Here is a 26,240-nt window from a genome sequence, read left to right as displayed (position 1 = left end):
GGGATCGATGATCTCCCGCGAGGTCGGCGATCGACCGCCGTGGCAGGATCAGAAGTTGTACTGGAGTTCGGTGTACACCCGGTCCTTGGCGTCGTAGCGACCGAAATAGCCCAGTGGCTGCCCCTCGAAGATGTCGACGCCGAACGCGAAGCCCCAGTTCTTCTCGAAATTCCAGCTCACTCTCGGCCTGAGCATCCAGTCGGTCCGGTTCAGACTGGCAATCCACAGCGCCTGTACTTCGACCTTGTCACCGATCTTCTGATTGACCAGGAGACTGAAACCGTACTCGTTGGCCGACGGAATGATGTACGGATCGCGGTCGAAAATGTGATTCTGGAAGACCTGCGTGTTGATCCGCGTATCCGCCGTCGGGTTGAAGTCGAGTCCGACGACCCAGGTGAAGGCGTTCTGCGCCACGACCCCGTCGCTGTCAGTCGGGTTGGTCACCTCGTAGCGCCGACCGCGCGTGTAGACGGCCTCACCCTTGAGGACGACCGAGCCGAAATCCTTGGCCACGGTGCTGCCGAACTGATTGATGCGATCGTGCCGTGCCTGGTAGATGATCGTCGGCTGCGGAGCGACAATGATCTCCCGGTAGAAACTCGGAGCGACGCTCATGCTGCTGTAAGCGAAACCGGCGACGTCCCAGCCATCACGGAGGACCGAGAGGCGCAGGCCGTAATTCGTGTTCGACAGAGTGCGCGCCGGGAACTTCTCCGAGAGAATGACCGCGTTCACGCCGGGTGGCGGCGGCGGGGTATAGGCATAGAACTCCGACCCAGGCTTGCCGATGTTGTCATAGCTGGCGACCGGAATCCAGACCAGTTCGGCATGAACGTCATCCTTGAAATACTCGGCCCTCGCGGCCCATTGCGGGATGCGCAGGATTTCGAACCTCGGAAGGATGAACTGGCGCATGTCCTTCGCTGAAACCACGTCGCCAAAGAGCAATCCGACCATTTCCCCCCAGACGATCTGCTGCCGGCCAAGGCGGAAATCCCAGTCACCCGCGCCGATGTCGAGGTAGTTCTCGCGCAGCAGCACGTTGAAACGCTGATCGTCAGCGACGGCCTGCGGGTAGAAGTTGGTGAACGTGTAGGTTGCATCGTAATCGACACGCGCGCCGAGTTTCCAGCGGACGTTCGGAGCGAGTTCCCCCTGAGCAGCGAGGTCGACGCGGTTCATCATCTCGGACCAGTGGCGCGGCTCTGGCCAAGTGTAGGCCATCACGTTCTGGAAGAAGCCTCTGACTCCGGCGAAGCGGGCAGCCGACGAACCGGCAGTCGCCACACTCGCCGCCGTCTCGTCGCCATCACCGAACAGTGCGTCGCGGCTCGCCGGAACGCGCACCTCCGGCTGCCCCGGTTCCTCTTCCGCCGCCGGCGACTCGCGACCTCCGGAATCACCCGCGTCGGGCAATTCCTCGTCGTCGCCGAACAGCGCGTCGCGGCTCCCCGGCAGGCTGCGACCCGACTGCGCCGCAAGCAACAGGCCCGGAATCGCCGGTGAAGCGCTCGCGACCGGAACGAGCCAAGCGGCCGGATCGGCATCATGGGCCAGAGCGCCATCGGTCGCAGCGACCAGGAGCATCGCGCCGCCGAGAATCGGAAGGCTATGGCTGAGCGACATCGACGTCTCCCGCGGGCGCCGCCGGCACGGTGGCCGACGCGGTGCCCGCCTCGTCCCCGCCGTCTTCGGTCGGCAAACGATGGCGAGCAAACGACCACCGGGTGTGCGAGCGCACGCCGAGAAGGACGATCTCGCCATCCTCGACACGGACGAGCCGGTCGGCCTTGGCAAGCACCCGCTTGTCGTGGGTCGAAAAAATGAAGGTCGTCTTGAATTTCCGGTTGATCCGCTTCATCAGCAGGAGGATCTCCTCGCCGGTCTGGTGGTCGAGGTTGGCCGTCGGCTCGTCGGCCAAGACGATCGATGGCTTGATCGCCAGCGCACGGGCGATCGCCACGCGCTGGCGCTGACCGCCGCTGAGCTGGTTCGGGCGGTGCCGAGCGAAGCGCGACAGACCGACGATGTCCAGGAAATAGGCTACACGTTTGCGGCGCTCGTCGGCCGAAACGTCGCGACGGTGCAACAGCGGATACTCGACGTTCTCGGCGGCCGAGAGAACTGGCAAGAGGTTGAACGTCTGGAAAATGAAGCCGATCGTCCGGCTGCGCAGATCGGCGAGCTGGTCGGGCGTGCGACCACTGACATCCTCGTCGTTGATGAAAATCCTGCCGCGGGTCGGCGTGTCGATGCAGCCGATCAGGTTGAGCAGCGTCGTCTTGCCGCTGCCCGAAGGGCCGGCGATGGCCAGAAATACGCCCGGGTCGAACGACAGCGTGATGTCCTTGAGGGCTTGGACTTTCTGCTCGCCGAGCAGATAATCCTTCGAGACGTTTTCGATGCGAACGACCTTCATGCGACGGCGCGACCGGCCAACCGCGCAAACGGTCAGCACTCTGGAGTGAAAACTATGGAAATCATGACTATCCGTCATCATGCTGTCAACAGCGTGCGAAACCTGCTGCTGGCGACGCTGTTCGCGCTGCCCTCGGCGCTGCACGCCGCCGAGGCTCCTGTGCAGACCGCAGACGACGAGGGCGAAGCCAGGCAGATCGTCGAAAAGGCCGATCTCGTCCGCTTCCCGGCCGAGGGCTTTCAGGTCGACGTGACGATTACCACGACCGGAAGCGGGCAAACCGCCGAAGTGCGCAAGTATCGCGTCCTGTCGAAAGGCAACGCGAACAGCGTCGTGATGATCACCGAACCGGCCTCCGAACGCGGGCAGATCCTGCTGATGAAGAATCGCGACCTGTGGATTTTCATGCCCGACGTGTCACAGCCGATCAGGCTGTCGCTGTCGCAACGCCTGACCGGGCAGGTCGCCAACGGCGACCTCGCGCGAGCCAATTTTTCGGGCGACTACAACGCGCGGCTACTGCGCAGCGAACGGATCGGCGGCGAGGACTATCACGTGCTCGAACTGACCGGCATCGACCGCGGTGTCACTTACCAGCGCGTGATCTACTGGGTGCGCGAGAAGGACTTCTGGCCATACCGGGCCGAGTTCTACTCGCTATCCAATCGCCTGCTCAAGACCTGCCGCTATGAGAACTTCAGGACCGTCGAGGGGCGCAAGCGGCCGACCCGCCTGGTCATGGAGGACGCCCTGCGCGGTGGCGAGCAGTCGGTGCTCGAGTATTCGGGAATGAACCTTCGTGATCTGCCGGACAAGATCTTCACCAAGGACTATCTGAAGAAGCTCGACTAGCTGCGCTGTGCACGAGCACGCCGGAGTACGCGGGGTCGGGCACCGGGCGAACGGCAAAAGCAAGCGCCCTTCGTAGTACCATGCTTGCCTTCGCGTGACGCTCAGCGGAGCTTCTCATCCCGGCTCGAGGTCTTTTCCGCGGCAGGAGGCAGTCATGTTTCTTTCCAATCTGACGGAACTGACGATGAGCCATGGCTACCGGAAGTTCTTCCGGGTCGTGCCTGCGCTCACCGACGGGTTGCGCGCCGAGAACTACCGGATTCGCCACGAAGTCTATTGCCGGGAACTCGGTTACGAGCCGCTCCGGCCTGACGGGCTGGAGAGCGACGAGTTCGACACGCGCTCGGTCCATTGCCTCGTCCAGTCGGTGTCGACCGGCGCCTATGTCGGCTGCGCACGCCTCGTGCTCGACGATCCTGCGCTGGCTGGTACTCGGCTACCCTTCGAAATCACCTGCAGCGGCGCTCTCGACCGGTCGATGCTCGATCCGGTGACCGTTGATCGCCAGCGGATCGCCGAAATCTCTCGGCTGGCGGTGATCGGCAGCTACCGGCGTCGCCGCGGCGAACAGGACAAGCCGATCTCGCTCTCCGAGGAGGATTTCGGCACCGAGAGCCGGCCGCGTCAGCCCTACCTCGCTCTGGCGGTGTACCTCGGTCTGATCGCACTCGCCCGCCAGTACGGGATCGACACGCTCTTCGTGCTGACCGAGCCACGCCTGGCGGTGAACCTTGCCCGACTCGGCGTGCGCATCGAGCGGGTCGGCGCCGGGGTGGACCATCGGGGCCTGCGTTTCCCCTCGATGATGTCGGTCGACGAGATCATCGGCGGAATGAACTTCCTGCTTCGCGCCCTCTTCGAGGTCATCGCCAGCGAAGTCCGCACGGGAATCGAGGCGGCCGGCGAGCAGGCGATTCGCGCGAGTCACGCCCCCGGCGTTCTGATCGCCAGAAGCCGATGAGCCGCACCTTCTTACCGACCGCCGTCGACAGCGCCCGGCGCAGTCGCAGCAGTGGTGACGATGTATAGGCTGCCGGAACCGATTCGTCAGGCGATCGAGGCGGGGCGTGCCCCGTCGCCACCGCAGGTCCTCCTGCGCCTGCTCCAGATGGTCGACGACGACTGCACGACGATCGCCGAGCTCGCGCGACTCGTCGAACAGGATCCCGGTCTGTGCACCCGCGTCCTGACCGCTGCCAACTCCCCGGCCATCCGGCGCGGCGGCCAGTTGCGGAGCATCGAAAGCTGCCTCGTCGCGCTGGGCACCCGGCTGGTCCGTTCGATCGCCACCTGTCTGTCGGTGCAGAGCCTGTTCGACGAGCGCTCGGCGAACCGCGTCGTCGATCTCGCGGGTTTCTGGACCCATTCACTGCTTGCCGCAGAGCTGTCGCGCAGCTTGGCCGCGGCGACCGGCTACGCCAGACCCGATGAAGCCTATCTCGCCGGGCTGCTCCACGACGTTGGCGAGCTGATCCTGCTGTCGGCAATCGGCGAGCCGTACCTGCAGATGCTCGCCATGGCGGGCGACGAGAAGGCGCTCGCCGAACTGGAGAGCGGCCGCTTCGGTGCCCACCACGGCGAGATCGGGACCTGGCTTGCCGACCAGTGGCATCTCGACTCGTCGTTCGCCTACGGGATCCTCTTTCATCACCTGCCCGGAGAGCAAATCATCACCGCGGGACAACTCGCCCAGGTCGTGTGGATCGCTCACGAGTTGGCCTGCGCCGATACCGTCCCCGAGGAGCTGATCGAGATCGCCGGCGAGATCTTCGGCAATCCGCTGAGCCAGCGTCTCGGCGCCATTCGTGACCAGGCTGCACAGCGCATGTGCGTCATTGCCGACGCCATCGGCATGACTCCGGATGAGCGTCCGGACGGCGGCAGCGCGGCCGGACTGCCCCGCGTACTCGCCAGGGTTGATCGACCCGTGCCCGAAGCCGGCGTCCGGCTGGCCACGATCATCGGCGACAAGGCGCTGCTGCAACCGCTGCAGGAAAATCTATTCGCCATCGACAGCGACACCGAACTGCTTCTCGCGTTGCGCGAGTCGGCGCGCATCCTCTTCGAGCTCAACCACGTCGCCTTCCTGCGCCTCGAACCGGGCGACGGCCGTCTGACGGGAAAGGGTATTCCAGGTCAGCCGCCACTTTTCGGTCAGCTCAGCCTCGTACCGGAGGTGCAGCGAAGCGTCGCCGTCGCAGCAATCGTCAGCGATCGGGTCTGCTCGTCATTCGAAGACGCGTCGGCGAATTCGCTGCTCGACGTGCAGTTCGCGCGGGCGCTGAACAGCAGCGGTCTGTTGTGCATTCCGATGAGCGGACGTTCGCGAACCACCGGCGTGATCGTCGCCGGACTCAGTGCGGGCCAGCACGCGCGACTCCATCGGCGCTGGCCATGCCTGGCCAACTTCGGGCGGATTGCCGGGATCAGCCTCGAGAGCTGGCAGGAAGCTCGATCGGTCGGAGCGCAAGCCGAGGAGAGCGCCTCCGCCCGTTTCACGCGCCGCTCCCGCCGCATCGCCCACGAAGCCGGCAATCCGCTGACGATCATCAAGGGTTACCTGAAGATACTCGACGGCAAACTGCCGCCGGAAACCGGTGCTCGTCAGGAACTGGCCATCCTCTCCGAGGAAATAGAGCGCGTCGCGAGCATCCTGCGGCGCCTCAGCGAACTGCCCGATCTTTCTGCCGACGCACACGCCGTAGACATCTGCGAACTGGTTCGCGAACTGCTTCTCCTCTACCGAGCGGCGCTTTTCGACGGACGCGGAATCGCGCTCGAGACGGTCATGCCCGCTGAGGCGATCCGCATCAACTGCGATCGCGACAGCCTGAAGCAGATTCTCGTCAACCTCTGGAAGAACGCGTCGGAAGCCCTCTCTTCGGGCCACCGCCTTCGCCTGACGATTACCGACGACATTCTGCACCAGGGACAACGCTTCGCCGAACTCAGACTCGAGGACAATGGCCCGGGAATGAGCGAGGAGACGATCAGCGCGCTGCACCGCCCGGGAAGCGCGCGAATCGGTGGCCCGCGCGGGATGGGACTGTCGATCGTCGGTTCGCTCGCCCAGCGGCTTGGCGTCCCGGTCAGTTGCCGGAGCAAGCCGGGCGTCGGAACGATGATGAGTTTCCTGCTACCGACCGCCACCTTCGCCGAAACACGGGACAGCACTGAAATCGCGCCACGCTGAGTGCCAGCCCGTCGATCGATCATTGCCTGGACACACGATGATAGCGCTAACCGATGTCGATTTTTCGCCACAGCTTCCGGACCTCCAGCAGGCGACGAACAGCATACTGATCGTCGACGACGAGGAGCGGATCCGCGCCGCTTACCGGCAGTTGCTGGCCGGCGATGGGCGGGTCATCGACGAATGCGGCACCGCCGGCGAAGCCATCCGTCGCCTCGATCGCCGCGACGTCGACGTCCTCGTCCTCGATCTCAACCTGCCGGACCGCAACGGCCTCGAAGTCATGGAATGGATGGTCCACACGCACATCCCGACTGCCGTCGTCGTCTTCAGCGGCGACGAATCGATCGACTCGGCGATCCGCGCGCTGCGTCACGGAGCCTTCGAGTTCATCCGCAAGCACGGCGACCCCCAGGAGCTGATCGACACGGTCGACCGCGCGCTGCACAGGCGCAGAATCGAGCGCGAGCACGCGCTGATGGGCGTCCGGCTCGAACACTCGGAGCGCCTCCACCGCTTCCTCGTCGAAAACTCGCCGGACATCATCTACACGCTCGACAGGAACGGGTGCTTCATCTTCGTGAACGGTCGTGTCGAGCCGTTGCTCGGCTACACGCGCGACGAGCTGATCGGCCAGCACTACACGGTGATCGTGCATCCCGACGACCTCGAGCACGCGCGCTACGCGTTCAACGAGCGGCGGATCGGCGACCGGGCGAGCACCAACGTCGAGATCAGGCTGCAGAGCAGGACCCAGGGTGTCCGCCATTTCGAGAACCGGACGATCGTCACGATTCTCAGCGCGCAGGGGATTTACGCTACCCAGGAAGGACCGGCCGGCCTGCACTTCATGGGCACATCGGGTGTCGCCAGGGACATCACCGACCGCAAGAAAGCCGAGGAGACGATCGCCTTCCAGGCTTTCCACGACCTGCTGACTGGTCTGCCAAACCGGATCCTGTTCAAGGATCGTCTCGGCCTCGCGCTGACGCAGGCACGCCGCAAAGGGAAGCGGGTGGGCGTGATGTTCATCGACATCGACCGCTTCAAGCTGGTCAACGACACCTACGGTCACCAGGAGGGGGACGAGCTGCTCAAGTCCTTCGCCCAGCGGGCCCGCGGCTGCCTGCGCTCGGGCGACACGCTGGCCCGGCAGGGCGGCGACGAGTTTACGGTGATGCTGCCCGACCTCGGCAGTGGAGAGGACGCTGCGGTGATCGCCCGGAAGATGCTCGGCGAACTCCAGCGACCATTCAGGATCGCCGGCCTCGACTTCTTCACCACCGCGAGCATCGGGATCGCGCTCTACCCCGACAACGGCGACACGCCTGAAGCCCTGTTGCGCAACGCGGACATCGCCATGTACCAGATCAAGGGCCGAGGCAAGAACGGCTACCTTCAGTACTCCCCGGAAATGCACGGCGGGCACTGCATGCGCCTGACGCTCGAAAACGAGCTGCGCCAGGCGCTCGGAGATGGCGAGCAGTTCGAGCTGCATTATCAGCCGCAGATCCGCGTCAGCGACCAGCGGACGATCGGCGTCGAAGCGCTGATCCGCTGGCGCCATCCGGAGCATGGCCTGATGGCTCCCGACGCGTTCATCCTGCTCGCCGAGGAAGCCGGACTGATCTGCGAGATCAGCGACTGGGTCTTCAGGCGCGCTCTGGCCCAGCTGGCTTCGTGGCGGGCCAGGGGATTCACCGGGCTGCGCCTGGCGATCAACCTTTCGCCGAGGGATTTCGACCGCGGCGATCTGCCCGGGCGACTGCTTCGCCAGCTCCACGAACGGGCGATCCCGGCCGAGGCCGTGGAGCTCGAAATCACCGAGAATGTACTGCTCAAGGACGCCGAAAGGAACATCGACCTGGTCAAGCAGCTGCGCAACCACGGACTCGGCGTCTCGATCGACGACTTCGGAACGCGTTACTCGTCGCTCAATTACCTGCGACGCCTGCCGGTCAATGCAATCAAGGTCGACCAGTCGTTCGTTCGCGACCTCAACCCGCAGAACCGCAGCTCGGCCTCGATCATCCAGGCGATCACCGGGATCGCCCGCAGTTTCGGGCTGCGCGTCGTCGCCGAAGGCGTGGAGTCCGACACGCAGCGACAGGCACTCGGCGACCTTGGCTGCGACGAGATGCAGGGCTTCCTGTTCTGCCGGCCGCAGGCCGCGGACGGGCTCGAAGCGTTCCTGCGCTCCGGCGCCTTCCCCGCACCCCGCGCGGCCAGGCAACGCTGAACCTGGAGGAAGCGAATTGAAAGAGGCCTGTATCGAGCGTGTAGGCGAGTTCCTCGACGACCCGATCATCGCTGACTGAGCGCTCCCCTACACCGAGGATCGGCCGGATCTCTCGGGGGAGAAGACCCGACTGGCCGACCTCTGGTTCAACGATTCGACGATCGCCCGCTGGTTCGAAGTGGATCAGGCGCCCATCCTCAACAAGCTCTTCGGCTGCCTTCCCAAGGAGCGCTTCGCCGCTTGCACGCCGGCGATCGCCGAACGCTGGAGTCGATCGCCGGAATCCGGCGCCGTGGTCAGCGCGCCGCTTCTCGCAGCGATCGCGCCTGAACTCGCCGGTCAGACCTTCGCCGCCTTCCTCGAAACGTCCGCACCCCTTCGACTGGCAGGATCGCGGCGATCCTCGAAAACCTCGAAAGACTCCCGCGCGAAACGGCACACCAGCCGTTCGGGCAGATCCTGCCGCTGGTCACCGGCGCCAACACGACGGGCGCGTATCTCCTCGGCATACCGGCCTTCAGGGCCGGCGTCGCCATCGAACGAGCGCCAGGTCCTGCCGGCCTTGTTCGATCGGCTGTTCGGTGGCAGCGACGCCAGCGTCGAGAGCGGACTGCAAGCGGTGAGCAGTTGCCTCTTCGGCCACGCAGCCTTCGTCGATCTATTCCTCGCTCACCGCGAGGGCCACGAGTCCCCGGGCTTCGCTGAACTGGCATCGCTCTTCGAGAGGCACGCGCCGCTCCGCGAAATGGACGAAGTCCTGCACGGCGAAAACCCGCTGGCGCCCGCAATGCAGCTGCTCAGCCGTTGCCACGCACGCAGACGGGAAGCGTCGCTGGCCTGGACGATCATCGAGCAGGGCCTCACCGGCCGCGACAAGCGGCGGCCCGAGTGTCTGGCGGCATTCGCGCTGGCGGCGATCGCCTGCGCTTTCCAGCTCCAGGAACTCGACACGAGTTCCCTCCCGCTCGACGACGTCCTCGCTCTGCTCGCGCTCGACGTCTCGACGAACCCGTGCAGTCCCGGGCTCACCGACCGCCTGCGCAGCTTTCCCCGCGACCAGGCGCAGCGCGATCGCCCGGAGACTCGCTGAAACCAAGGGCCACCACGGCGCGACGCACATCGTCGAAGCCATCGCCGAACTCGGCTAGGGGGAGCCAACCCCGAGTCTCGTCGACTGTCTGTGCTCGGACATCGATGCCCATCTCAGTGAGGCGGCGACGCGGGCGCTGATCTCGATCGGCCCACCGGCTTGCGCCGCAGTGCTCGCACAGTGGGACGCGCTCGACGCTTCACGGCGCATCGATGGCGCTGCGGTCCTCGCCACCACCGGAGGCCCTGCGGTCGCAGAATTCGCGCTCGCCCGGGCCGACGAACTGCTGCGCGACGACCTCGAACGCTGGTGCAGTCTGGCGCTGGCCGAGCCCGACCCGCGCCTGCTCGAACGCCTGCGACCGGAAATGCGGCGCCGTCAGCCGCTGCTCGACGAGACCTTCTACTGCCTGTGCCTAGTGCTCTCCGTCGAGCCGACCGAGCTCGAGGAAGTGCGCAGCCGGGTCATCAAGGAGCGCCAGCGGAGGATCGCCCGGACGGAATTGCTCGCCAGCGACACGCCGTTGCGCAATCCCGAACGCCTCTACCTCCCGTTGCGTTGTCGTCCGTGCGCGGCAGTGAACCGCTACGACGTCCGGGCAGTGACGGTGGGGGGCCTGACCACCGACGACATGCTGATCGCCGACGAACCGAGCTGCCCGTCGTGCGGGAAAAGTGGAAATCTGGACTTCGAGCCGCAGGCGAGGATGACCGTCGCCGCGCAGATGCTTGCCCAGCGAGCTAGCGGAGACTGGCAGAGAGCGGGAACGGCGCAGGTGATCATCGCCGAGCGCGTACGCCAGCCGGACGGAAAGGTGCAGACGATCCCGCCGTACTACGCCAGCCTGGAGCAGAAGGTCGCCCGGAATATCCAAGACTGGCGATCGTGGTTACGCCTCGGCAAGCTCCAGTACCACATCTACCGGCCGGCTGCGGCGCTGACCAGCCTGCGCAAAGCCTACGCGATCAACCCCCTATGCCTCGAGGTGGTGGTTGGCTTCGCCCAGGAATTGAGCGAAGCGGGACACCAGACCGAAGCGTTCGACGTCCTCGACGGACCACAGGCGCACAGCCGGCGCTGGCACACGCTTTCCGGAAACATGGCCGAGGCACGTGGCGAATTCATCGGCCTGCCCGACTCACTGAGCAGACAGCTGGGCGTGGCACAGGCTTCGAGCCAGACGGCAGCGGCCCATGCCGACCTGACCAAGGTCGGACGAAACGACTTGTGCCCCTGCGGCAGCGGCAGGAAATTCAAGAAGTGCTGCATGTCCTGAGAGCCGGCCAGCAGGCGCGAGGCCGACCGGTGGCTGCAGGAAGCAGCCGGTGGGCAGGCGTGGCTGGCTGGCGACCTTCTGTTGAAGAATTGACGATGCCCGTACGCATCCTGTCGGTGGTCGCCGCGGCCTTGCTGCAACTCGCCGCCGGAGTCGCGCACGGTGGACTGGTCTTCAACTTCACCTCGACCGGTGACCCACGGGCCGATGCGGCCTTCGCCATGGCCAACGCGCGCGACAAGTATTTCTCGATCGATGGCGGCATCACCCGTATCGCCCGCTTCGCCACCGGCGTCCATTCGGGCGATGGCCGTCAGGCCAGCCACTGGAAGGACGACTTCGGCATCGGAATCATGGACCCGACCGAATCCCCGGGCGAATCGCTGGTGATCAGCCCGACGGACATTCGGGCACTCGACGTGATCGGCTGGGACCTGGCTGGCCTGTCGGTCAGCGAACCCGACGCCCTGAGCCTGTTCCTGATCGTCGTCCTCGCCGCGCGAATGGTCGGCCGCCGGCGTCGCCCGTCTGCAAAAGTCAGCGTCCGAGGCAGAACATGTAAAGGAAGTCGACAGTGCGGAGCGCACGCCGCGGGATCAACGGCAGCCGCACGGCGGACGGAGCGTCAGCTGCTCGGCGGCAGAGCGCCAACCCTGGCCGAACTGGCGGGGGCAGCGATCAGTTCGCCCGGGGTGCCGCCCGCTCGAGGTGCTCGATCATCAGTTGCGGCGTCTGCACACCGTTGTAGTCATTGACGGCCAGCCGATAGGCCGCGCGGATGACTCCGCCGGGGGACTCGGCGAAGTTGAAGTGCAGCGCCTCGATCGTCTGCATGCCTTTGCGCAGGCGAAGCTTCAGATGTCGGTCGCGGAGAACGCGCTGGCTTTCGACCGCGAATTCATCCTCGAAGAGAGGCGCCGGAAAACCCTGACCCCAGACTTCGCCTTCGAGAAGCCGCGCCGTCGCGATCGAGAAATGGGCGGCCTCGAGACCGCCATCGGTTTCGATCGTCCGCGTGCGGTCGGCGGACGAGAGCAACTCGCCGGCGATCGCCGCGAATAGCTCGCGAAAGACCGGGAAGTCGCTCTCCCTGATCGTCACTCCGGCGGCCATCGCGTGACCACCGAAGCGCAGCAGCAGACCCGGCGCCCGGCGCGCCAGCAGATCGAGCGCGTCGCGCAGGTGGAAGCCGGCGATCGATCGCCCCGAACCCTTGATCTGCCCGTCGTCGCCGCGCGCGAAGGCGAACACGGGGCGGTGGAGTTTCTCCTTGAGCCGGGCAGCGACGATGCCGATCACGCCCTGATGCCAGTCGGCGTCGAACAGCGACCAACCGCCCGGGTCTTCGCCGTCGCCACCCGCAAGCAGTCCGGCGAGCTGCTGCAAGGCCTGCTCCTGCATCCCCGACTCGATCTCGCGTCGCTCGCGGTTGAGCGCGTCGAGCTGACGCGCGATGTTCAGCGCGCGGGCTTCGTCGTCGGTGATCAGGCACTCGATGCCCAGCGACATGTCGGACAGACGGCCAGCCGCGTTGAGCCGCGGACCGACGATGAATCCGAGGTCGGCACTCGAGGCGCGCGCCGGGTCGCGCCCGGCAGCGTGGAACAGCGCGCGGACACCGGGGCTCGCTCCGTTACCCCGGCGGATTCTCTGCAATCCCTGGCTGACCAGGACACGGTTGTTCTGGTCGAGGCGGACGACGTCGGCGACCGTACCGAGAGCGACGAGGTCGAGCAGCGCAGCCAGCCGCGGCTCGTCGCGCCCGCTGCCCGCAGAAAACCAGCCGCGTGCGCGCAGCTCGGCGCGCAGCGCGAGCATTACGTAGAAGATCACCCCGACGCCGGCGAGGCACTTGCTCGGAAAGGTGCACTCGGGCAGGTTCGGGTTGACGATGCAGTCGGCGAGCGGCAGCTCGCTGCCGGCCAGATGATGATCAGTGATCAGCGTCGCGATGTTCAGCTGCCGTGCGCGCAGCACGCCCTCGTGACTGCTGATGCCGTTGTCGACGGTGACGATCAGCCGCGGCTTGCGGACGGCGGCCAGTTCGACGATGTCCGGCGACAGGCCGTAGCCACTGGTGAACCGGTTCGGGACGAGGTAGTCGACATCGGCGCCGAACGCGCGCAAGGCGCGGATGGCCACCGCGCACGCCGTCGCTCCATCGCAATCGTAATCGGCAACGACGAGGATCCGCTCGCCTCGCGCGATCACGTCGGCCAGCAACACGGCGGCTTCGCCAGCGCGCGTCAGGCTCTCCGGCGAAACCAGCGCGCCGAACTGATGATCGAGTTCGCGGCGTGCGACGATGCCGCGTCCGGCATAGATGCGCGCGAGCAGCGAAGGCAGGCCCTGCTGCTCGAGCTGCCACTGGACCCGTGGTGAGACGCTCCGCTGCTGCAGACGGGTCATCGTTCGCCCCGGCCAAGCGACTCGGCCAGCGCGGCGACCGATCGCGCCCGGCACCAGAGCTTCCACTGGTCGAAGTAGCGGCTCTCCCAGGCCAGCGCCGCGTAGGCCGTCGACGACTCGAGACGCAGGCAGCGGATGCGTCGCTGCGTCAGCGCCGCGCGCAGCGGCGCAAACCAGCGGCGTTCGAGGTCGGCGAGACTGTCCCGCCAGGCCGCCCCGTCCTCGTACTGCACCGCTCGCTGCAGATCGTCGAGAACGACGAGCGGATGCTCACGATCGCTCGCCCCGACGAGCAGTTCCTCGGCGGTCTCGGGCGGTCGGCGAGTCGGTCGCCCCGATGCCCGAGCCAAACCGCGGGTCAGCGGATCGCGGCAACAGACCGTCGAGAAAGGCCCGACCGTCGCCGCCGGCAGCACGCCGGCGCCCCAGAACCACAGGCTGTTGATCGTCGACTGCCCCGCGGCTTCGCGCGCTTCGTTGGCCGGATGCCGGTGGAGGATCATCTGCGCCTCGACGAGCAGTTGCCGAAGCCAGCGCGCCTCGGGCGTCTCGGGCAGCTGCCGGGTGACGCGGCGGCCGGCGGCAGCGGACAGCGGCAGGACGTCGAAATGACCGAGATCGACCTGATCGTCGAGTTCCAGATACCAGCGCTCGGGGGTTACCGCATGGAAACGGCCGACATTCGCGAAATGCCTGTTCAGATCGCCGACGATCGCCTCGGCTTCCGCCCGCTCGATCGCCAGCCTGCTTCCCTCGGCGAGGATCAGCCGCTCCTGGTGAAGACGCAGATGCACCGGATCGGCGCAAACCCAGCAAGCCCGCGCCTCGGGCGGGCCGTGTTCCTCGCCGAGGGCGCGAAAAGCGGCGTAGGCCGCACTCCCGGCGATGCCGAAGAGGTCGGTTAGCGTTGCCTCGAAGGACTGCGGCGGACGCTGCGTCAACCGGCTGCGGGCGAGCAGCGCGGTCAGCCCCGGGCAGGAGAGATCGTCGAGTGTCGCCCGATCGTCGGGTTCGGGCCAGATCAGTTCGGGAACAACCAGGGTGAGCGGCATCGGAAGAGTGTAGCATAGCGCCTTTGCCGCTCCGTCCTGCGCCCGGGCGCCGCGCTACCCGGGAGAGGTTTCCGCCGCTGATGGCCCTACCCTACGAGTTGCTGATCGGCCTGCGCTACACGCGCGCCAAGAAGCACAATCATTTCATTTCGTTCATCTCGCTGATCTCGATGCTCGGCATCGCCCTCGGCGTCGCCGCGCTGATCGTCGTTCTGTCGGTGATGAACGGCTTCCAGACCGAACTCCGGGCGCGGATTCTCGCCGTCGTTTCGCACATCCAGATCACCGGTGCCGGCGGCGAGATGACCGGCTGGGAAAGGGTCGCCGCGATCGCGATGGGCCAGCCGGGAGTGATCGCCGCCGCGCCCTTCGTCCAGGCGCAGGGCATGCTCGCCAACGGCGAAACGGTTCGCGGCGCGCTGATCCGTGGCGTCCTCCCGGATCAGGAGGACAAGGTCGCCGATTTCCGGCCGCACATGAAGAATGGCCGACTCGATGCCCTGCTGCCGGACAGCTTCGCCATCGTCCTCGGCTCCGAACTGGCCCGCGCACTGGGCGTATCGACCGGTGATCCGGTCACGCTGATCGCTCCGCAGGGAGTCGTCACCCCCGCCGGCGTCGTCCCGCGCCTGAAGACTTTCCGCGTCGCCGGTGTCTTCGAGGTGGGCATGTACGAATACGACAGCGGCCTCGCGCTGATCCACCTCGCCGATGCGCAACGGCTCTACCGCCTGGACGATCGCGTCTCGGGAGTGCGCCTGAAGCTCGACGACCTGTTCACCGCACCGCGTGTCGCGCGGCTGCTCGCTTCGAGGCTCGAGGTCAACGCCTTCATCAGCGACTGGACGAGGAGTCACGCCAACTTCTTTCGCGCCGTGCAGATCGAGAAGAACATGATGTTCATCATCCTCTCGTTGATCGTCGCGGTGGCCGCGTTCAACATCGTCTCGACGCTGGTCATGGCAGTCACCGACAAGCAGTCGGACATCGCCATCCTGCGCACGCTCGGCGCCAGCCCGGCGAGCATCATGACCGTGTTCATCGTCCAGGGAGCGCTGATCGGGGTCATCGGACTCGCTCTTGGCGTCGCCGGCGGCGTGGCGCTGGCGCTGAACGTCGACGTCGTCGTGCCGTTCATCGAGCGCCTGCTCGGCACGCAGTTCCTGGCCAAGGAGGTCTATTACATCTCCAGCCTGCCGTCCGAGCTGCAATGGCGGGACGTGACGACGATCACCGGCGTCGCCCTCGTGCTGGCGCTGGTCGCGACGCTCTACCCGAGCTGGCGGGCGGCCCGCGTCAACCCGGCGGAGGCCTTGCGCTATGAGTGAGCCGGTCCTCGCCTGCCAGGATCTGCGCAAGACCTTCCGGCAGGGCGACAGCGAAGTTCCGGTCCTGCTCGGCGTCGACCTCGAAGTCGGCGTCGGCGAGCGCATCGCCATCGTCGGCTCTTCCGGTTCGGGCAAGAGCACGCTGCTGCACCTGCTCGGCGGGCTCGACGAGGCGAGTGGCGGACGCGTGCAGTTGCTCGGACAGGACCTGGCGACGATCGACGACCGAGAGCGTGGCCAACTGCGCAACCGGCATCTGGGCTTCGTCTATCAGTTCCACCACCTGCTCGCCGAATTCACCGCGCTCGAGAACGTGGCGATGCCGCTGTTCATCCGGCGGATGAACAGGGCCGAAGCCGTAGAGTGCGCGTCGACGATCCTCGCCGAGGTCGGCCTTGGGCACCGGCTGCAGCATCGGCCGGGAGAACTCTCCGGTGGCGAGCGGCAGCGGGCGGCGATCGCCCGCGCGCTGGTCACCGGACCCGCCTGCGTGCTCGCCGACGAACCAACCGGCAACCTCGACCGGCAGACCGCCGCCGCCGTCTTCGACCTGATGCTCGAACTCAACCGAACGCGGCGGACGAGTCTGGTTTTCGTGACCCACGATCCGGACCTCGCCGGCCGTGCGGAAAGGCTGCTGACCCTGCGCGACGGGCGCCTTCATGCCCAGCGCGACTGACACCCGAGGGCGACGGGCATGCTCAAGTCGCCGACCAGCCAGCCGATAAGGGCACTGCCGAACCCACCGGAGGACTCCGCACATGAAAGCCGTGTTTACGCCGGCGATCACCCTGCTCAATCGCGTTACCTACCCGAGGAAGTTCGCGATCATGGGCGTCCTGGCGCTGGTGGCCATCGCCATCCTGCTGCTGAGTCTCTACCAGAGCCTGCATCGGGTGATCGACAGCTCGCAGCGCGAGCTGTCCGGAGTCGAGGCGATCAAGCCGATCGCCCGTCTCGTCCAGAACCTGCAGATCCATCGCGGCCTCTCGTCGGGCGTGCTCAGCGGCAACGAAGAGATGAAGGGACAGCGCGCAGCCCGCGAGCACCAGGTGAGCGAATCGTTCGCCGTAGTCGAGTCGCTGCTCGGCGAGGGACTGCAGGAATCGACAAACTGGAAGAGGGCCAGGGAGAGCTGGGCGTCGATCCAGAAGGACGGACTCGACCTGATCGCCCGCGAGAACTTCCGCGCCCACACGCAGCTGATCGATGACCTGCTCGCCCTCCAGGGCGAGGTCGCCGACGCCTACGCGCTGACCAACGACCCCGACATCGACACCACCTACCTGATCGACACGGCGGTCGACAAGTCGCCGACGGCGATCGAGCGCATGGGCCAGCTGCGCGCCCTCGGCACCGGCGTGCTGAACCGCAAGCAGCCGCTCGTGCTCGATCAGCAGGTCGAGTTCACCGTCCTTCTCGCCGAACGTCGCAGTGGATAGTCTGCGGCGCAATCTCGAGCGGACATCGCACCACAACCCCGATCTGCGCACTCGGCTCGAAGCGTCGATCGGTGACATGGGCTCGGCGACCGCAAGGATGACCGCGCTGGTCAACCAGGACATCCTTTCGGGAACCTACGCGACGCCGCCGGGCGAGTACTTCGCGCTGACCACCGCGTCGCTCGAGAAAGGGTACCAGGAAATGTTCGAGACGCTCTTCCCGACGCTCGGACAGCTCCTCCAGCAGCGGATCGACAACGCGACGCGCAAGCTCGTGCTGAGCTTTGCGCTTTCCGCGGGAATCCTCCTGCTCTATGCCTACGTATCGGTCGGGCTCTACTACGCGACCATCGGCAGCATCAATCGCCTCGCCGAAAACACGCGGACCATTGCCACCGGCGATCTCAACGTGCATGTCGATCTTGGCACGCGTGACGAACTGAAACTCGTCGGCGACGGCCTCAACGAGATGGTCCTCGCTTTCCGCGGGCTGATCGAGAACGTCCATCGGGGAGCACGCGAGGTCCTCGAAGCGACCAGGGCGCTCGCCGGATCGGCGGCGAACATCCGCAGCGGCAGCGAGCGGCAGAGCGACTCGGCAGCGACCATGGCCACGGCGATCGACGAGATGCGCACGGCCGTCGAGCGCCTGTCGGGCAGCGCGCAGGACGCCAACCAGATCGCGATCCGTGCCGGCACCCTGTCGACCGACGGTGGCCGGGTCGTCGGCGACGTCGTCGGCGAGATCGAGCGCATCGCCGACGTCGTCAACGGCTCGGCGAGGATCATCGCCGACCTCGGCGCGCGCTCGGACAAGATCTCGGCGATCGTCAACGTGATCAAGGACATTGCCGACCAGACCGGCCTGCTGGCGCTCAATGCGGCCATCGAGGCAGCGCGCGCCGGCGAGTCGGGAAGAGGCTTCGCCGTCGTCGCCGATGAAGTACGCAAGCTGGCCGAGCGGACCACGCGCTCGACGAGGGAGATCGCCGCGATGATCGATGCGATTCAGGACGGGACGCGTGAAGCGGTGGCGAGCATGACCCTCGGCGTCAGCCGCGTGGCCGACGGGGTCGCGCTGGCCACCCAGGCCGGACGGGCGATCGGCGAGATCGGCGGCAACGCAGCCCAGGTCGTCGACCGGGTCGCCCAGATCACCGCTGCGCTGCACGCGCACAGCGTGGCCAGCGCCGAAATCGCGCGCAACGTCGAGACCGTCGCCCGGATGGCCGAAGACAACCGCGGGGCGGTCGCCGAGAATGCCGCGACGGCCGCGCAGCTGCAGCACCTTTCCGAGAGCCTCGAGGCCGAAGTCCGCCGCTTTCGGCTCCGCTGAGGGCTTGACAGGAAGCGCCCTGCCCGTTACTTCACGGGTCGACGGCCTCCGGGCACAGAACGGCACCTCCGGGCGACAAATCGTCGCTTTGTCGCGCCGGGCGACGCGGATCGGGAAGGGTAAGTCAGCTTGCGCAGTCGGATCATCGCTTTTTCCCTCGGCATCGGTGCGCTGCAGATGCAGCCGGCGCTACCCGACTGGCCGCCGCTTGTCGTCCTGCTCGCCGCTGCCGGTCTGCTCTGGCTGGTGCGGCAGCGACCGACTGCCGGACGCGTGCAGTCGGTCGGCTGTCTGGCGCTGTCGCTGGCCGGCTGCGCGCTGCTCGGTTTTGCCTGGGCGGTGCTGCGCGCGGAACAGCGCCTCGACGATCGACTCGAAGCCGCCTGGGAGAGTCGCGACGTGCAGATCGTCGGCGTCGTTGCGGCGCTGCCGCACGTCTTCGAGCGCGGCGAGCGCTTCGAATTCACCGTCGAACGCGTCGACACGCCGGGCGCCCGACTCCCGCGGCGGATCATGCTCTCCTGGTACCGGGGATCGCTCGACGACGAGTGGCGCGACGGACTCAAGATCCGCCCGGCCGAGCGCTGGCGATTCACCGTCCGCCTCAAGCGCCCGCACGGCAACGCCAACCCTTATGGATTCGACTACGAAGCCTGGCTGTTCGAACGCGGATTGCGAGCGACCGGCTACGTCCGGCCACAGGCGATCGCCGAACGCCTCGACGACCTGGTTCCGGCGCCGGCCTATCTGATCGAGCGCCTGCGCGACCACTTCCGTCAGTCGTTCTACGAGGTGCTTGGCGACTCGCCCTACACCGGGATTCTCGTCGCGCTCGCCGTCGGCGACCAGCAGTCGATCCCCGGCGACCAGTGGCGGCTCTTCCGGCAAACCGGCGTCACCCACCTGATGAGCATCTCCGGGCTGCACGTGACCATGGTCGCCGCGCTCTTCGCCAGCCTGGCCGGGTGGATCTGGCGGCGCAGCGAACGGGCGATGCTCTACCTTCCCGCACCGAAAGCCGCAGTCGCGGCCGGCTGGCTGGCGGCCCTCGCCTACTCGTTGCTCGCCGGCTTTGCCGTACCGACGCAGCGTACGCTGTACATGCTCAGCGTCGTCGCACTCGCCCTTTGGTCCGGCCGCAACTTCGGCGTCAGCCGCAGCCTGCTGCTCGCGCTGCTGCTGGTCCTGCTGATCGATCCCTGGGCGGTGCTCTCGCCAGGCTTCTGGCTTTCGTTTACCGCCGTCGGCGTCCTCTTCTTCGTCGGTACGCCGCAGATCGGTGCCGCACGCGGCTGGCGAGCGATGCTGGCCAGTTGGGGCTCGACACAGTGGGCCGTAACGATCGGCACGCTACCGCTGCTGCTGCTGCTCTTCCAGCAGTTTTCGCTGGTCTCGCCACTGGCCAATGCCGTGGCCATTCCGCTGGTCAGCCTGCTCGTCGCGCCGATCGCGCTGATCTTCGTGGCCATCCCCTGGCCGCCGCTGCTGCATCTCGATCACTGGCTGGTCAGCGGGCTGATGGCCTTCCTTGAATGGCTCGCCGTCTGGCCGATCTGGGAACAGCCGGCACCGCCAGATCTGGCCACCTTGCTGGCCGTCGTCGGGGTGATCTGGCTGCTGCTGCCGCGCGGTTTCCCGGCCCGCTGGCTCGGCCTTTGCATGCTGCTCCCGGCCCTGTCCTGGCCCGCGGCCCGCCCGGCGCCGGACGAGGCCTGGGTCGATGTCCTCGACGTTGGGCAGGGCCTCGCGGTCGTCGTGCGCACCGCGCGACACACGCTGCTCTACGACACCGGCCCGCTGTACAGCGCCGAGTCGGACGCCGGACAGCGGATCATCGTTCCCTACCTGCGCGCACACGGCGTCAGGGCGATCGACACCCTGCTCGTCACGCATCGCGACAAGGACCACTCGGGCGGGACGATGGCCATCGAGGAAACCCTGCCCGTCGCGCGCAGGCTATCCTCGGTTCCCGAGCTGCAGCCCGAGCGCTGCTTCGCCGGGCAGGAGTGGCTGTGGGATGGCGTCCACTTCGCCGTTCTCCATCCGGCTGCCGGCGATTACGAGCGCGACGCCGCCAAGACCAACAACATGAGTTGCGTGCTGCGCATCGCCATCGCCGCCGGCAGCATCCTGTTGACCTCCGACATCGAGGCACGGGACGAGCAGGCCCTGCTCGCCCGGGCGCGACCGCAGCTGAAGAGCGACGTGCTGCTCGTGCCGCATCACGGCAGCGGAACCTCATCGACCCCCGACTTCGTCGCCGCCGTCAGTGCCCGCGAGGCGGTCATCCCGGTCGGTTACCTCAACCGCTTCCAGCATCCGCGAGCCGACGTCGTCGAACGCTACGCCACCAGCCGCGTCTGGCGGACCGATCGCGACGGCGCGGTGCGCATCAGACTGGGCGCCGAAGGACCGGCGCTGTCGTCCCACCGCAGCGAGTATCGGCGATATTGGCACGGCCAGTGAGCCAAGCGATGCCGCGCCAGGCGCCGCTCGGCAAAGGCAGCGAAGGGCGTGCCGCGGGCCGGAGGCAAAACTCAAGACCTGACCCTGACCCCCGGCGCGTTCGTACTCCTCGGCGCTGCGGCGGGACCGCCGACGGCTCGCCCGCGAGCGGCCGTCCTACTTCGATCTCACCTCTGCTGCCGTCGGCGGGCGCTGCGGCTCCGCGACGATTCTCGCGCCGATGTCGCGCAGCAACCGCTGGAATTCCGCCGAGTCCATGATGATCTGTCCGGCCGCCGCGCGCAGGCGATCGACGGCTTCGGCGGGCAGCACGAATGAAGTCGGCTGTTCGTTGAGATAGGCGAATTCCTCCTTGTCCCTCAGCGCCGAAAACGACACGTCGATGGCATAGATCTCGGCGTCCGGAACGCGCAGTGCCGCGGCCACTGCCGGATCCTTGTTGGTGGCCATGGCCGCCGAATTGCCGATCAGGCGAAAGGTCTGCCAGCGCGCCGCCATGTCCCGTAGCAGTTCGACTGCTTCATACGAATAGCGGTCGATCGGCACTCCCGCCGATTTCAGCAGGATGCTGAGGGTCCCCGGCGGGCTCTCGGATTCGTCCCAGTCGGTCGGCGGCGAGGAAAGCGAGTTGACGATGAAGACGATCACCCGGCGCACACCATCGAGCGGCGTTGGTAGACCCACCTCGTGCAGGGCCTGCGAGATCTCGAGCGCATCGAGCGCTGCGCGCATGCCAACGTTGTCCGAGACACCGCCGTCGACGAGATGCAGGTAGGGTCGACGGACACTGTCGCCGAAGGCCTGCAGGTCGCGCAGCGAACGGATCGCCCGCGCCGCCGGTCGCGGCGGATCGGCAGTGTCGAGGAACACTTTCATCCACTCGGGCAACTGCGTATGGCAGGTGCCGCCGTAGTTGTTGATCGTCACCGGCGAGAGCACCACCGGCACCGCGGAAGACGCGGCGGCGGCCCGCGACAAGCGGACTGCATTGAGGTCCGAGCAGATGACATCAAAGGTGTTCTGCTGGAAGACGAAACGGGCACCGCTCGAAATATCGGTCGCTGACGCCAGGATCAACGGCCCAGCACCACGATCCAGATCGCCGAAGGTGGCACCGTTGAAGAGGATCTCGTCGTACAGTTCGGCTGCCAGTTCGGAACGACCCCAGCCCAGCGACCAGAGGTTGCCCCAGTTTCTCGGACTGAAGGTACGGGCGATGATCTCGCCCTGCACGTCGCGCTTCAGAAAACGTTGTTCGTACTCGGCAAACAACCGGTCGCCGTAGAGGCCGTAGGCGAGCGCAGTGAAGCTGCCACCCGAGACGCCGGTGATGACGTCGACGGCATCGAGCAGGCGGACAGTCTGGCCCTGCTGTCCCACCACTTCGGTACGGCGGAGGAACTCGAGGACGCCGTAAGAAAATGCTGCGGCGCGCGTGCCGCCGCCCGAGAAGGCGAGAACGACCAGGTTTTCCTTCTCCTTGGCATGCGCTTGTCGTACCTGGAAACGATAACCCGCTTTCGGGTCGGCCTCGGTGATTGGCGGATTGACCGGGCGGCTGGCGCAACCGCCGAGGAAGAGCAGCAGGAAAAGCACGATCAGGGTTCGCATGGACGGTGGCGTCTTTGGTTTGGCCGGGCGGGTCGTCTAAATTTCTAGTCTACCCCGTTTCGCACCCGTGAAACTGCCATTCTCCGGTGGCAGTCCGCTTTGCCGGCTGCGGGCTTTGTGTGTCATGCCACGATCCGAACCCCGATGACCACGGAGATGGCAATAGACTCGCCGATCAGTCGCTTCCCGCTCCCGCGCTCGAAGACATGCCCGAGGCTGTGCGCAGCCGCAACATCGAGGTGCAGGAGAAGGCCGGGTTCGTCCCCAACGTCTTTCTCGCGCTGGCACACCGCCCCGATGAGTTCCGCGCTTTCTCTGGGGCTTACTCCGTCTGGTGCGCAACGAGGGCCAGCCGGGAAAGGGTGGGGCCAGCAAGCACTCCTCCTCTCCGGAAGGGCATTCCAGCGTCAACCCCGGCGCTTCCAGCAGTGCCTGGCGATGTGATTGCGGCGTGGACAGGTGACCCTGCCATGACGGATTCCTCGATCCGCTTTCTCGGTCGAAGCTCTCGCTGATCCTTAACACCAGATCCGCATGTTGGGTGCTCTTCGGAGAAGAGGCGATCGAGGGCGCGGCCCAGCGTGACCACGCCCAACTCGTCGCGCGGGTGCCGGCGGAGGGCGCGGCGGCGATGGGTCCGGTGGGGAGTGCAGCGGGCGAGCCTGGCCCACCGGCGGACTTTCGGGACGTCGATGTCGACTCGCTGCAAATGACGCAACCTCGGTCGGTCGGTGTGGAGCACGTCGGTCTGCATGCGTTGACCGAGCTGGGCTTGATCGAGACGTTGAAGGACCTGGGAGTCAATGGCGTCCTGCGGGCGACGATCATCGGCAATGTGATTGGGCGAATGGGCCATCCGGGCTCGGAGCTGGCCACCTGGAACTGGCTGCAGCCATGCAGCGCCCTCGGGGAATTGCTGGAGCTGGACTTTCTGTCGAGGTCGCACCGGCGTCTGTACCGCGCATCGGATGTGCTGATGAAGCATCGCGAGGCGATCGAGACACGCTTGTTCAGTCGCGTCCGGACGCTCTTTGACCTGCAGGAGACGGTCACCGATCTGATCAACACCTGCTTCGCAGGCGCCGCCGGCGCGAATCGCCAGGCCAGGCGCGGACGGTCGAAGGAGCCTTCAGCCAGCGCGACGGCCGCTCGCTGCCTGTCCGCAAAGCCACTGTCGCCAAACCCGATCTCATGGCGACCTATCGCGCGCTCCGCATCAGCCCCACACCAGGAGGAACGAAGAAACTGATCACCTGAATCCGAACCGACGCCCCTGTCGTGCCACTCGATGCTTCATTGGCTCTCAAGTGCCTGATTCAGCGATAGGTTCTGTGGGGGGCGCCAAAGATGGGCCAAGCCAACGCTGTCAGGTCGCGGGGGCTGTTTTCCCCGTCCTCCCCTGGAACTCGTCGATGATATCCGCCATGGTGTTCTGGCGACCGAAGTGGCCGATGCTTTTATCGAGTCCTTCGGCGCGCAGGATGTCGCGCACTGCCGCATGTGCCGCCACCAGCCGCAGGCGAATGCCACCCGCCTCAAGCTCCGCGTGCAACGTCGCCAGCATTCTCGCGCCGGCCAGATCCACAGCGGGTGAACTGGACAGATCGCAGACCGCCAGGGTCAGCGATTCCGATGTTGAGCGGATCCTCTGCCAGACCGCCTCACGCACGTGCTCGGCGTTGAAGTAAAACAGGGAGGACTCGACGCGGAACAACAGTGCACCCGGGACGGGCGCGTTGTCCGGGTTGCGCTCGATGTCGGAGTAAAGCCGGCTGCCGGGGATCTGGCCAAGGAAGGCCACATGCGGATGCGCAGCGCGCCGGATGAGCAACAGGAGTGACACCAGGACCGACACGATCACGCCCTTAAGAATGCCAAGCACCAGCACGCCGGCGAAAGCGACCATCGAGACGCCGAATTCGAAACGGCTCACCCACCACAGGTGGCGCAGTTCGCCGATACTGATCAATCCCTTGACGGCAACCAGCACGATCGCCGCGAGAACCACGTTTGGCAGGTTGTGCAGCATCCCGGTCAGATACAGCAGGCAAAGGCCTATCGTCACCGAGGCGAAAACGAGCGCGAGCGGCGTCCTGGCGCCAGCCTTATCGTTCACCGACGACTGCGAAAGGCCTCCGGCCACCGGGTAGGCCTGGAATAGCGCCGCCGCCAGATTTGCGGCGCCCAGACCGAGAAGTTCCTGGCGCGCATCGATCTCGTAGCCGCGCGCCTGCGCCAGCGCGCGGGCGGCGGAAACGCTTTCCACGTAGGCCAGCAACAGGCACGCGAACGCCAGCGGGATCACCCCGTCCACGTCGCGTACCCGCAAGTCCGGTAGTTTGAAATCGGGCAGGCCCTGCGGCAACGCGCCGACTATCCTGAATCCGAGTTCGCCGAGCGGGGTCACCGACATCACGAGAATCGAGATCACCACCACGAAGAGTGCGATTGGGCGTCCGGGCAGGAATTTCTCTCCCAGCAGGAGCACGACCATCGCGGCAAGACCGAAAGCGAGCACCGCAAAGTTGGTATCGGGGAACTGGCCGGCCAGGGTGACGATGGATCCGAAGAAGCCGTGCCCACCACCCTCGACGCCGAACAGCTTGGGCAACTGCGTCATTGCGATCGTCAGTGCTGCACCGGCCTTGAAACCGAGGAGGATGGTTTCGCTGATGAAGTTGACCAGCGAACTCAGGCGAAACAGCCACGCCAGCACGCACATCGCGGCGACGACCAGCGCTGCCAGCGCCGCAATCGACGCCCAGCGTCCCGGATCACCCTGTGCCATGCCAGCGATCGTGACGCCGACCAGCATCGAGATCGCTGAAGTGGGACCGATCGCCAGCTGGCACGACGAGCCGAATAGCGCGTAGAAAAGGCCGCCGACCAGATAGCAGTAGATGCCGCACTGCGGCGGCAGCCCGGCGAGCGAGGCGTAGGCGAGCGACACCGGAATGCCGTAGGCCGCCAGCGTGACGCCGGCGATCGCGTCGTTCGCCAACCACTCCTTCTGATACGAGGCGAGCCACCGTGCCGGCGGAAAAACTGCACGCCAGCCGTCCACCGGGCCTTGGCGCCTCAGCGCGCGGGCGGGTCGAGCGTTTTCCGTATCTGTGGTCGAACCCACGGATTACCTTCCACCTGCACTTCGCCTCGTCCTTCCCAGGCCCCCTTGACCAGCGCCTGCTGGCCGCGATGCTTCTCGTCGCTGTGCGCGACGGCGAACTCGCGGATCGCTTCGTCGACGAGACAGGAACCTCTGGGTAACCGGCTACCAGCGCGGCATCGTGCGAGCGCCCGGCGCCGGGTGCGCGACCCATGACAGGCCGTAGACGGCCGAGCGGTCGACACCGCTCCCCCCGACGATCGCGCTGATCGTGACATGGCTCAGCCATGGAGATTGTAAGGGGCAAGCGTCCGCTGTCAAGCGTGATCGGGTACCCGAAAAATGGACGCCACGAGGCATGGTGTTTCTTGATTAGCCACAATGTTCAGCAAGCTCACGTGGCGAGCCTGCCGGGGTG

The 26,240-nt window shown here is 66.2% G+C and carries 19 protein-coding genes and 1 pseudogene; 14 read left to right on the top strand and 6 right to left on the bottom strand.

Translation table 11 applies throughout. The features are described 5' to 3' along the window. Positions 1-48: 48 nt before the first annotated feature. Together NFW05_RS17590 and NFW05_RS17585 are read right to left on the bottom strand one after the other, a co-directional pair. Entirely contained in the window at positions 49-1,629 is a 1,581-nt protein-coding gene (locus NFW05_RS17590) for a DUF1302 family protein (protein ID WP_295309943.1), read from the bottom strand. Further along, a complete protein-coding gene (locus NFW05_RS17585) occupies positions 1,613-2,422 on the bottom strand; it encodes an ABC transporter ATP-binding protein (RefSeq protein WP_295309942.1) in 810 nt (269 codons plus the stop codon). The genes NFW05_RS17590 and NFW05_RS17585 overlap by 17 nt, the downstream gene beginning before the upstream one ends. A gap of 54 nt (positions 2,423-2,476) precedes the next feature. On the opposite strand from NFW05_RS17585, the gene NFW05_RS17580 reads away from it, so the two are divergent. From NFW05_RS17580 to NFW05_RS17550, 7 genes are all read left to right on the top strand, one after another. Further along, positions 2,477-3,274 (top strand): outer membrane lipoprotein-sorting protein, encoded by a 798-nt coding sequence (locus tag NFW05_RS17580; RefSeq protein WP_295309940.1) that lies wholly within the window; start codon positions 2,477-2,479, stop codon positions 3,272-3,274. 154 nt (positions 3,275-3,428) lie between these two features. After that, positions 3,429-4,235, top strand: a complete 807-nt coding sequence (locus tag NFW05_RS17575) for a PEP-CTERM/exosortase system-associated acyltransferase (RefSeq protein WP_295309939.1) — start codon at positions 3,429-3,431, stop codon at positions 4,233-4,235. 60 nt (positions 4,236-4,295) lie between these two features. Then, entirely contained in the window at positions 4,296-6,467 is a 2,172-nt protein-coding gene (locus tag NFW05_RS17570) for an HDOD domain-containing protein (RefSeq protein WP_295309937.1), read from the top strand. A gap of 37 nt (positions 6,468-6,504) precedes the next feature. After that, a complete protein-coding gene (locus NFW05_RS17565; protein WP_295309935.1) occupies positions 6,505-8,706 on the top strand; it encodes an EAL domain-containing protein in 2,202 nt (733 codons plus the stop codon). A gap of 562 nt (positions 8,707-9,268) precedes the next feature. Next, positions 9,269-9,796, top strand: coding sequence for a hypothetical protein (locus NFW05_RS17560; protein WP_295309933.1), 528 nt, complete (start codon positions 9,269-9,271; stop codon positions 9,794-9,796). A gap of 169 nt (positions 9,797-9,965) precedes the next feature. Beyond that, complete coding sequence (locus NFW05_RS17555; protein WP_295309932.1) at positions 9,966-11,072, top strand: SEC-C metal-binding domain-containing protein; 1,107 nt, start codon at positions 9,966-9,968, stop codon at positions 11,070-11,072. A gap of 95 nt (positions 11,073-11,167) precedes the next feature. Next, positions 11,168-11,827, top strand: coding sequence for an NF038122 family metalloprotease (locus NFW05_RS17550; RefSeq protein WP_295309930.1), 660 nt, complete (start codon positions 11,168-11,170; stop codon positions 11,825-11,827). Here the strand turns inward: NFW05_RS17550 and recJ are convergent. After that, complete coding sequence (gene recJ / locus NFW05_RS17545; protein ID WP_295309928.1) at positions 11,751-13,481, bottom strand: single-stranded-DNA-specific exonuclease RecJ; 1,731 nt, start codon at positions 13,479-13,481, stop codon at positions 11,751-11,753. The two genes, NFW05_RS17550 and recJ, sit on opposite strands and share 77 nt — an antisense overlap. Further along, positions 13,478-14,533, bottom strand: coding sequence for a hypothetical protein (locus tag NFW05_RS17540; RefSeq protein ID WP_295309927.1), 1,056 nt, complete (start codon positions 14,531-14,533; stop codon positions 13,478-13,480). Before NFW05_RS17540 ends, recJ begins: the two co-directional genes overlap by 4 nt. An 80-nt stretch (positions 14,534-14,613) precedes the next feature. On the opposite strand from NFW05_RS17540, the gene NFW05_RS17535 reads away from it, so the two are divergent. From NFW05_RS17535 to NFW05_RS17515, 5 genes are all read left to right on the top strand, one after another. Further along, entirely contained in the window at positions 14,614-15,861 is a 1,248-nt protein-coding gene (locus NFW05_RS17535; RefSeq protein ID WP_295309925.1) for a lipoprotein-releasing ABC transporter permease subunit, read from the top strand. Next, a complete protein-coding gene (gene lolD / locus NFW05_RS17530) occupies positions 15,854-16,540 on the top strand; it encodes a lipoprotein-releasing ABC transporter ATP-binding protein LolD (protein ID WP_295309923.1) in 687 nt (228 codons plus the stop codon). Before NFW05_RS17535 ends, lolD begins: the two co-directional genes overlap by 8 nt. Before the next feature lie 82 nt (positions 16,541-16,622). Further along, positions 16,623-17,303 carry a nitrate- and nitrite sensing domain-containing protein gene (locus NFW05_RS17525; protein WP_295309921.1) on the top strand — a complete coding sequence of 227 codons (681 nt, stop codon included), beginning with the start codon at positions 16,623-16,625 and terminating at the stop codon, positions 17,301-17,303. Then, a complete protein-coding gene (locus tag NFW05_RS17520; protein WP_295309919.1) occupies positions 17,296-18,639 on the top strand; it encodes a methyl-accepting chemotaxis protein in 1,344 nt (447 codons plus the stop codon). Before NFW05_RS17525 ends, NFW05_RS17520 begins: the two co-directional genes overlap by 8 nt. Positions 18,640-18,768: 129 nt before the next feature. Further along, positions 18,769-21,105: a DNA internalization-related competence protein ComEC/Rec2 gene (locus NFW05_RS17515; protein ID WP_295309918.1), complete on the top strand. Its 2,337-nt coding sequence runs from the start codon at positions 18,769-18,771 to the stop codon at positions 21,103-21,105. 156 nt (positions 21,106-21,261) lie between these two features. On the opposite strand, the gene NFW05_RS17510 is transcribed toward NFW05_RS17515, so the two are convergent. Then, positions 21,262-22,716: a patatin-like phospholipase family protein gene (locus NFW05_RS17510; RefSeq protein ID WP_295309916.1), complete on the bottom strand. Its 1,455-nt coding sequence runs from the start codon at positions 22,714-22,716 to the stop codon at positions 21,262-21,264. Positions 22,717-22,860: 144 nt separating this feature from the next. Here NFW05_RS17510 and NFW05_RS17505 point away from each other — a divergent pair. Continuing rightward, a pseudogene (locus NFW05_RS17505) lies at positions 22,861-23,030 on the top strand (alkylhydroperoxidase); the annotation flags it as partial. Positions 23,031-23,257: 227 nt separating this feature from the next. Continuing rightward, positions 23,258-23,965 carry a hypothetical protein gene (locus NFW05_RS17500; RefSeq protein WP_295309914.1) on the top strand — a complete coding sequence of 236 codons (708 nt, stop codon included), beginning with the start codon at positions 23,258-23,260 and terminating at the stop codon, positions 23,963-23,965. Between the two features lie 117 nt (positions 23,966-24,082). On the opposite strand, the gene NFW05_RS17495 is transcribed toward NFW05_RS17500, so the two are convergent. Next, a complete protein-coding gene (locus NFW05_RS17495; protein WP_295309991.1) occupies positions 24,083-25,798 on the bottom strand; it encodes a SulP family inorganic anion transporter in 1,716 nt (571 codons plus the stop codon). Positions 25,799-26,240 lie beyond the last annotated feature (442 nt).

It is taken from the genome of Accumulibacter sp., assembly GCF_023806625.1.
Taxonomy (GTDB): domain Bacteria; phylum Pseudomonadota; class Gammaproteobacteria; order Burkholderiales; family Rhodocyclaceae; genus Accumulibacter.
The sequence above is the reverse complement of the archived record's forward strand: the minus strand, read 5'-3'. Positions and strand labels throughout refer to the sequence as shown.